Below are 9,074 nucleotides of genomic sequence, written 5' to 3' on the forward strand. Positions count from 1 at the left end.
TTTTCCGATGTTTTTCGTTAAAATAAACGGGATTAAAAATGTTTATAGGATACCTTATATTATGCAATTAGATAAACAAAATCTGATTTGGATCGATTTAGAAATGACAGGATTAGATCCTGAAAAAGAACGCATTATTGAAATCGCAACCATTGTGACCGATAAAGATCTCAATATTTTAGCTGAAGGACCTGTGATTGCAGTGCATCAAAGTGATGAATTATTAAACAAAATGTCGGAATGGTGCGTAAAAACCCACACAGCTAACGGCTTAGTGGAACGTGTTAAAGCGAGCAAACTCACCGAACGTGCAGCAGAATTACAAACATTAGATTTTTTAAAACACTGGGTGCCGAAAGGTGCTTCACCGATTTGTGGCAACAGCATCGCACAGGATAAACGCTTTCTTTACAAATATATGCCTGATTTAGCGGATTATTTCCACTATCGTCATGTGGATGTCAGCACATTAAAAGAATTGGCTTCTCGCTGGAAACCAGAAATTTTAGATGGATTTAAAAAAGGCAATACTCATTTAGCTCTTGATGATATTCGTGAATCAATTAAAGAGTTAGCTTACTACCGTGAGCACTTTATTAATCTGGGTTGATGAAAACTTAGGCAAACTCAATCATTTGCGAAATCTGCGCTTGCGTTGAATAAATTTTTTCGTATAATGTTGCCTCATTCACCAATGTGAAATGCGGGAATAGCTCAGTTGGTAGAGCACGACCTTGCCAAGGTCGGGGTCGCGAGTTCGAGCCTCGTTTCCCGCTCCAAATTTTCACATGGATGCCCTGCGGGAATAGCTCAGTTGGTAGAGCACGACCTTGCCAAGGTCGGGGTCGCGAGTTCGAGCCTCGTTTCCCGCTCCAAATTCTCAATCCGTTGCTGAAAAGCAGCGGATTTTTTATTGTATTTTCCCTACATATTCCCTTCAAAATACGATAAAATCCTCTAGAAACTTTAACCTAAAAAATCACGCTAAGAATGACCGAATTAACCCAATACATTCCTGATGAAGGCACTATGCTCCGTTTTGGTAAAAAACTCGCAGAAGTGCTTGTAAAACAACCGAAAGATAACGCTATTGTGCTTTATTTTAATGGCGATCTTGGTGCAGGTAAAACCACCCTGACTCGTGGAATGGTGCAAGGTTTAGGCTACCAAGGCAATGTCAAAAGTCCTACTTATACGTTAGTGGAAGAATATAGCATTGCAGGAAAAATGATTTATCACTTTGATTTATATCGTCTTGCCGATCCTGAAGAATTGGAATTTATGGGTATTCGTGATTATTTCAGCCAAAATTGCATCTGCTTAATCGAATGGGCTGAAAAAGGTGAGGGCATCTTGCCTGAGGCTGATTTACTAGTGAATATTGATTATTACGACGATGCTCGAAACATTACGCTAATTGCTCAAAACTCAGTAGGCGAGCATATTTTGGCACAACTATAAAACTGACTTACATGAAAGCAAAATTTTCGTTTCTTTTTGGAATATTTTCTCTAATTTCTACTACCGTATTTGCCGCACCACAATGGACAATTGCGATTGATCCTGGCCATGGCGGTAAAGATCCTGGTGCAATCGGAAAAAATTTAGGTATTTATGAAAAGAATGTCACGCTTTCTATTGCTCGAGAACTAAAAGCTTTATTAGATAAGGATCCTAATTTCAAAGGTGTCTTAACACGTAGTAGCGATTACTACATTTCTGTTCCTGAGCGCTCTGAAATTGCACGAAAATTTAAAGCAAATTTTCTTATTTCAATTCATGCCGACTCTTCGTTAAACCCTAACCAACGTGGAGCGTCTGTCTGGGTACTCTCCAATCGCCGTGCTAATGATGAAATTGGGCAATGGTTAGAAGATGATGAAAAACGTTCAGATCTTCTCGGAGGCACGGGTAAAGTACTTTTAAGCCACAATGATAAATATTTAGATCAAACAGTGCTCGATTTGCAATTTGGACATAGTCAACGTACTGGCTATGAGTTAGGAAATAGTATTTTACGTCGTTTTGCACGTGTAACACCTTTAAGCCGAAGCACGCCTCAACATGCTAGCCTTGGCGTATTACGTTCACCGGATATTCCTTCTGTTCTCGTGGAAACGGGGTTTCTTTCTAATATGGAAGAAGAACAAAAACTGAATACTATTACTTATCGTCGCCGTATTGCTTATATGATTTATGAAGGCTTAGTCGCTTATCGCAACGGTAATTTAAAAACGATCGTAGTTCTACCTAGTGACGAGCAAGACAGCAAATCTACAAAATCAAACAATCAAAACAATGAAAAATCTGACCGCACTTCTGATGTGAAAGACAGCGGTATTCGCCATAAAGTGAAATCAGGCGAAAGCATTGGTAGCTTGGCGAACAAATATGATGTCAAAGTCAGTGAAATCATTGAGTTAAATAAACTGAAACGCAAAGAACTTTGGCTAAATGAAACCATTAAGATTCCAGATAATGGCAAAGGCAAAAAAGCGGAAGAACCAACTAAAAAAGAAGAGAAAAACGCCGAAAAATCTGACCGCACTTCAAGTGTTAAAGACAGTGGCGTCCGTCATAAAGTGAAACCTGGTGAAAGCATTGGTAGCCTGGCAAACAAATATGATGTAAAAGTCAGTGAAATTATTGAATTAAATAAACTAAAACGTAAAGAACTTTGGCTGAATGAAACTATTAAAATCCCAGATAACGGCAAAGGCAAAAAGATAGAAGAAAAACCTAAATCGGATGATAAAGCCAAAGCTGATAACAAAGGGAAAAACAGCAAGATTGTTGAAGCTGAAAAAGCCGTTTCTAAAAAAGATAAAAAACAAGAAAAAACCGAGAGTAAAAAAGAGCCTGAGAAAAAAGGCAACGATAAAAAAGACGTTTCTTCAAAAGGAAATGAGAAGAAAGATAATGGCAAGAAAGAAATCCCGCTTTACCATACGGTGAAAGCCGATCAAACTCTCTATGGCATCTCTCGTGAATACAATGTACCGGTTAATCGTCTTTTAAAACTGAACCCAATATTGAAAAACGGCAAAATCGTGACTGGGCAAAAAATCAAACTTAAAGAAAAATAAGGAATCCTATGGCAATCAAAATTCTTTCTCCACAGCTGGCTAATCAGATTGCCGCAGGTGAAGTGGTCGAACGCCCTGCTTCTGTGGTGAAAGAATTAGTGGAAAACAGCCTTGATGCCGGTGCCAATAAAATTCATATTGATATTGAAAACGGCGGCGCCAGCCTGATTCGTATTCGAGATAATGGCAGTGGTATTCCTAAAGAAGAATTAAGTCTCGCACTCGCTCGACACGCAACCAGTAAAATTACCGATCTTGATGATCTCGAAGCCATTTTAAGTTTAGGTTTCCGCGGTGAAGCCCTTGCCAGTATCAGCTCGGTTTCTCGTCTCACGCTTACTTCTCGCACTGCAGAGCAAAATGAAGCATGGCAGGTTTATGCACAAGGACGAGAGATGGAAACTACAATTAAACCTGCGTCTCATCCAGTCGGCACGACAGTTGAAGTCGCAAATCTCTTTTTTAACACGCCAGCTCGTCGTAAATTCTTGCGCACTGATAAAACAGAATTTGCTCATATTGATGAAGTCATTCGCCGAATTGCTTTAGCAAAATTTAATATTGCTTTTACGCTCACTCATAACGGCAAAATGATTCGACAATATCGTCCTGCAACGAATGAAGAGCAACAACTAAAACGTGTTTCTGCTATTTGTGACGATGATTTTGTTCAGCATGCCTTGCGCATTGATTGGAAACATGATGATTTGCATCTTTCTGGCTGGGTGGCGGCACCTGAATTTACACGTTCTCAAAATGATTTGAACTATTGCTATATCAATGGACGAATGGTGCGTGATAAAGTGATCACCCACGCCATTCGCCAAGCTTATGCGGAGCATTTACATACTGAGCAATACCCTGCATTTGTGCTATTTATCGACCTCAATCCACATGATGTCGATGTCAACGTGCACCCAACAAAACACGAAGTTCGTTTCCATCAAGCCCGCTTAATTCATGATTTTATCTGCCAAGGCGTAACAAATGCGCTCAATGCTATTCCTCAAGCTGAATTGGATTTAGCGCCAGCGATAAATGCAGCAAGAGAGCCTTCGGCTTCATATAAACCTAACTATGAACCGAAACCCAATCGGGCGGCAGCGGGACACAATATTTTCGCTTCGAATTATCATCAGCCTCGCGAAAAACAATCAGAAAATCGACCACACTTTTCAAACCGTAGTGAATACGTTCCGTCATATGGTTATCGTGAACAACCTACAAAGACGGAACAACGCTTATATGGTGAATTAGTACGTCCTGTGGAAAATTCTCAAGTTTTAACAAAGTCAGTCGTTGAACAACTCCCACAGACAAGTGAACCAGGCTATTTACGCGCATTAGCATTAATTGAAAATAAAGCATTGCTTTTACAACAAAATCAGCAGTTTTATTTGATGTCATTAGCTAAATTGCAAACCTTAAATTATGAATTAACCTTACAACAAGGTGAAATTTCACAACAACCGCTGCTCATTCCGATTATTTTCCGCTTAGATGAAAAACAATTTGAACAATGGCAAAAACAAAAAGCCTTTTTTCAGCAAAGTGGTTTTGAATTTATTGAAAATGAAGCCCAGCTACGTCTCACTCTAAACAAAGTGCCTACGGTTTTACGTACACAAAATTTACAAAAATGTGTGGTAAGCCTACTTGCGGAAGATCTAGAAAATATGCCTGATTTTCTGACCGCACTTTGTCAGACGCTAGAGATGAAACCGATTCAAGTATTAGCGGATGCGGTCAGCTTATTAAGCGAAACGGAACGCTTACTGAATAAAGCTCATCAAGAGAAATTTAATACATTACTGAAACCGATTAACTGGCAACCTTTTTTAACTGATTTGTAATATGACACAAAAAACTGACTCCAAACCGACCGTACTTTTTCTAATGGGACCAACAGCCTCAGGAAAAACAGATCTTGCTATTCAATTACGTCAAAGCCTGCCAGTGGAAGTGATCAGTGTCGATTCTGCATTAATTTATAAAGGCATGGATATTGGTACGGCAAAGCCTTCTAAAGAAGAACTTGCTCTTGCCCCTCACCGATTAATCGATATTTTAGATCCCGCGGAAAGTTATTCTGCGATGAATTTTCGTGACGATGCGCTCAGAGAAATGGCCGATATTACCGCACAAGGTAAAATTCCGCTTTTGGTTGGCGGCACGATGTTGTATTACAAAGCATTGATTGAGGGGCTTTCTCCTCTTCCATCTGCTGATGAAAATTTACGCTTAGAAATTGAAGAAAAAGCGCAAAAATTTGGCTGGCCAGTACTTCATCAAGAATTACAAAAAATTGATCCTATTTCAGCAAAGCGTATTAATCCAAATGATTCACAGCGCATTAATCGTGCACTAGAAGTATTCTATTTAACGGGCAAATCATTAACGGAATTAACCGAACAAAAAGGCGAAGAATTGCCTTATCAATTTTTACAATTCGCTATTGCACCAGAAGATCGCGCGGTATTGCATCAACGTATCGAACAACGTTTTTATAAAATGATCGAATTAGGTTTCCAAGAAGAAGTGGAAAAACTCTATCAACGAGAAGATCTCCATCCTGATTTGCCTTCTATACGCTGTGTTGGCTATCGCCAAATGTGGGAATATTTACGTGGTGACTATGATCATGAAGAAATGGTCTTCCGCGGTATTTGTGCAACTCGACAATTAGCCAAACGACAAATCACCTGGCTACGCGGCTGGAAAACACCACTAAATTGGCTAGATAGTCTGCAACCGCAACAAGCCAAAGAAATCGTACTACGCAAGATTGACGAACATTTTAAAGGGTAAATTATGGCACTTTCACTTCCGCTTTCGACTGAAAAACTCATTCAACTTGGCGAAGTGCTTTGCCAACATTTCCCTGAAATGAATCTTGATGAAATAACCCAACAAATCGAGCGGGACGCAACAAATCTCACGACACCAATCGGACAAATCAACTATGCCATCAGTCTGTCTGATTTCTTGGAAAAAGTCTTAAAAAAACACCCGCACTTTTTAGCCCAATGGTGGCAAACACCTCCTCAATTTTCAGATTGTCAACATTATGCTAGCCGTTTAGCTGACCAACTCTCCACTATCCAAAACGAAGAACAGCTTTACAAAACATTACGAAATTTTCGTAATCAAGAAATGGCAAAACTTAGTTTCTGTCAAAGCTTGAATCTTGCCACCGTAGAAGACATTTTTATTCGTCTTTCTCAACTTGCTGAAAGCCTTATCATTGGTGCGAGAAATTGGCTATATAAACAAGCTTACGAAGAAATGGGCACGCCTTGTGATGAAAATGGCAATCCTCAGCAACTCTATATTCTTGGCATGGGAAAATTAGGTGGTTTTGAGCTAAATTTCTCCTCTGATATTGATTTAATTTTTACCTATCCTTCACAAGGCGAAACCGTTGGAGCAAGACGAGCCATTGATAACGCCAAATTTTTTACCCGTTTAGGACAACGTCTGATTAATGCATTGGATCAATTTACGCCAGATGGTTTTGTCTATCGTACGGATATGCGCCTTCGCCCTTTTGGCGACAGCGGTACGCTAGCCTTAAGTTTTTCTGCAATGGAGCAATATTACCAAGATCAAGGGCGAGATTGGGAACGCTACGCCATGATCAAAGGGCGTATTTTAGGCGCAAATGAGCAAGATCCCAATGTAAAAACCTTGCAGCAATTACTTCGCCCCTTTGTGTATCGACGCTATATTGATTTTAGTGTGATTCAAGCTTTACGTGAAATGAAAGGTAAAATTGAGCGTGAAGTGCGTCGTCGTGGCTTAAAAGACAATATTAAACTAGGCGCAGGTGGGATTCGAGAAATCGAATTTATTGTGCAAGTTTTTCAACTGATTCGCGGTGGGCGTGAGATCAAACTCCAACAACATGAATTGCTTAAACTTCTTCCTGAAATACGAGATCTTGGTTTAATTACGCCTCAACAATACCGTGAATTAAGAGAAGCTTATATCTTTCTACGACGTATTGAAAACGTGCTTCAAGCCATTGATGACCAACAAACGCAACTTCTGCCAACAGATGAAAAAAATCGCCTTAGATTAATGGTCGGTTGTCGAGAATACACTTATTTAGATGAGAACAATCAGGCTACGATAAAATCTTATCCAATTGAAAACTGGGATGATTTCTATCAAACATTACAGGCACACCAACAAAAAGTGCGGTCAGTTTTTGATGCATTAATTGGTGAAGAAAAAGATGAACCTAACGATGACAATAATCAGTGGATTGATTTTTTAGAAGGTGATCTCGATGATATTGAACAAATGCTAGTCGATAATCACATTGATGAAGATGCGATTTCCGATATCTTAGATAAACTTATTCAATTTAAAGATGGGCTTTCGCGCCGGGTTATTGGCTCTCGAGGTCGAGAAGTTTTAGCTCACTTATTGCCAAATATCTTCACTCAAATATTTGAACAAAAAAATTACCGCACTTTATTGCCACGCATCCTCAATATTGTGGATAAAATTGCGAGTAGAACGACTTATTTGGAATTGCTCTTAGAAAATCCTCAAGCCATTGAGCAGCTAATTGAACTATGTTCGCAATCCCAGATGATCGCTGAACAAGTGGCTCGTCACCCTATTCTACTCGATGAATTATTAAATACTGAAGCGCTACGTAATCCATTGCCATTCACACAGTATCCTGACGAATTAAAGCAATATATGCTGCGATTACCGCAAGATGATGAAGAACAATTTATTGACGGGTTACGCCAATTCAAACAGTCCATTTTATTACGTGTTGCAGCCGCCGATATTCTCGACGTATTGCCTGTTATGAAAGTAAGCGATCATCTCACTTATCTGGCAGAAGCAATCATTGATGCCGTTGTCAATTTTGCTTGGCAACAAGTCAGTCAACGATTTGGGATCCCCGAACACCTTGCAGATAAAACTGAAAAAGGTTTTTTAGTTATTGGCTACGGCAAATTAGGTGGAATTGAACTCGGTTATAAATCTGATTTGGATTTAGTCTTTTTATACCAAGCTGTTGAAGGCCAAACCATTAGTGGGAAAAAATCCATTGATAGTAACCAATTCTATTTAAGACTGGCTCAAAAAATTGTCAGCATTTTTAGCATGAATACCAGTGCAGGCGTACTTTACGATGTTGATATGCGATTACGACCTTCAGGCGATGCTGGCTTACTAGGCTGTTCGCTTCAAGCATTTGAAAACTATCAACTCAATGAGGCATGGACTTGGGAAAAGCAAGCGCTTGTCCGCAGTCGTGCCATTTTTGGTGAAACTGAATTAAAAGCAGAATTTGAAAACATTCGCTGTAATGTACTTTCAGCTCAAAGAGATATTAATCAGCTAAAAATTGAAGTAAGAGAAATGCGTGAAAAAATGTACGAACATTTATCTCACACAAAAGAAGGCTTTTTTAATATCAAAACAGATCGTGGCGGCATTACCGATATTGAATTTATCGCCCAATATCTGATGCTTGCGAATGCTCCAGCTAATCCAATATTAACAAAATGGTCTGATAACGTCCGCATCTTTGATTCAATGGCAGAACATCACATTATTTCTCTAACAGAATGTGAAAAGCTCAAATTCTGCTACGTAACACTACGTAATAAAATTCATCACCTGAACTTATTAGGAAATCCTGTCATTGTTGATGATTCGGCGTTTACAGAAGAAAGGGAATTTGTTTGTTCTTTTTGGAATAAGTTATTTTCTTAAAAGATTAAAGGAGTCTATTCTCAGATATTTGGGATAAACTCCTTTTTATATATTCTCTACGTAAAAACAGCCTAACTTTCTACCGCACTTATATTGTCAAAGTAATCTTTAACAAAACTCCATAAACAAAAACCCCAAGCTCTTTAGCTTGGGGTTCTACATTCAGACCTGGCGGTGTCCTACTCTCACATGGGGAAGCCCCACACTACCATCGGCGCATCGGCGTTTCACTTCTGAGTTCGG

At 39.3% G+C, this 9,074-nt stretch carries 6 protein-coding genes, 2 tRNA genes and 1 rRNA gene; 8 read left to right on the forward strand and 1 reads right to left on the reverse strand.

The window, feature by feature from the left end; all coding sequences use genetic code 11:
* Positions 1–61 precede the first annotated feature (61 nt).
* From orn to glnE, 8 genes are all read left to right on the forward strand, one after another.
* Positions 62–610: an oligoribonuclease gene (gene orn / locus ACXVWB_RS09670; RefSeq protein ID WP_128787061.1), complete on the forward strand. Its 549-nt coding sequence runs from the start codon at positions 62–64 to the stop codon at positions 608–610.
* Between the two features lie 93 nt (positions 611–703).
* A tRNA-Gly gene (locus ACXVWB_RS09675) sits at positions 704–779 on the forward strand.
* A 20-nt stretch (positions 780–799) separates the two neighbouring features.
* Positions 800–875, forward strand: a tRNA-Gly gene (locus ACXVWB_RS09680).
* Between the two features lie 115 nt (positions 876–990).
* Positions 991–1,461 carry a tRNA (adenosine(37)-N6)-threonylcarbamoyltransferase complex ATPase subunit type 1 TsaE gene (gene tsaE, locus ACXVWB_RS09685; protein WP_126471864.1) on the forward strand — a complete coding sequence of 157 codons (471 nt, stop codon included), beginning with the start codon at positions 991–993 and terminating at the stop codon, positions 1,459–1,461.
* Between the two features lie 11 nt (positions 1,462–1,472).
* Positions 1,473–3,086: an N-acetylmuramoyl-L-alanine amidase gene (locus tag ACXVWB_RS09690; protein WP_289902474.1), complete on the forward strand. Its 1,614-nt coding sequence runs from the start codon at positions 1,473–1,475 to the stop codon at positions 3,084–3,086.
* An 8-nt stretch (positions 3,087–3,094) separates the two neighbouring features.
* Positions 3,095–4,939: a DNA mismatch repair endonuclease MutL gene (gene mutL, locus ACXVWB_RS09695; RefSeq protein ID WP_458485345.1), complete on the forward strand. Its 1,845-nt coding sequence runs from the start codon at positions 3,095–3,097 to the stop codon at positions 4,937–4,939.
* A 1-nt stretch (position 4,940) separates the two neighbouring features.
* A complete protein-coding gene (miaA, locus tag ACXVWB_RS09700) occupies positions 4,941–5,894 on the forward strand; it encodes a tRNA (adenosine(37)-N6)-dimethylallyltransferase MiaA (protein ID WP_289902476.1) in 954 nt (317 codons plus the stop codon).
* 3 nt (positions 5,895–5,897) lie between these two features.
* Positions 5,898–8,831, forward strand: coding sequence for a bifunctional [glutamate--ammonia ligase]-adenylyl-L-tyrosine phosphorylase/[glutamate--ammonia-ligase] adenylyltransferase (gene glnE, locus ACXVWB_RS09705; protein ID WP_369866784.1), 2,934 nt, complete (start codon positions 5,898–5,900; stop codon positions 8,829–8,831).
* A gap of 166 nt (positions 8,832–8,997) precedes the next feature.
* On the opposite strand, the gene rrf is transcribed toward glnE, so the two are convergent.
* Positions 8,998–9,074, reverse strand: a 5S ribosomal RNA gene (gene rrf, locus ACXVWB_RS09710); the annotation flags it as partial.

It is taken from the genome of Haemophilus sp. SZY H53 (assembly GCF_054332375.1).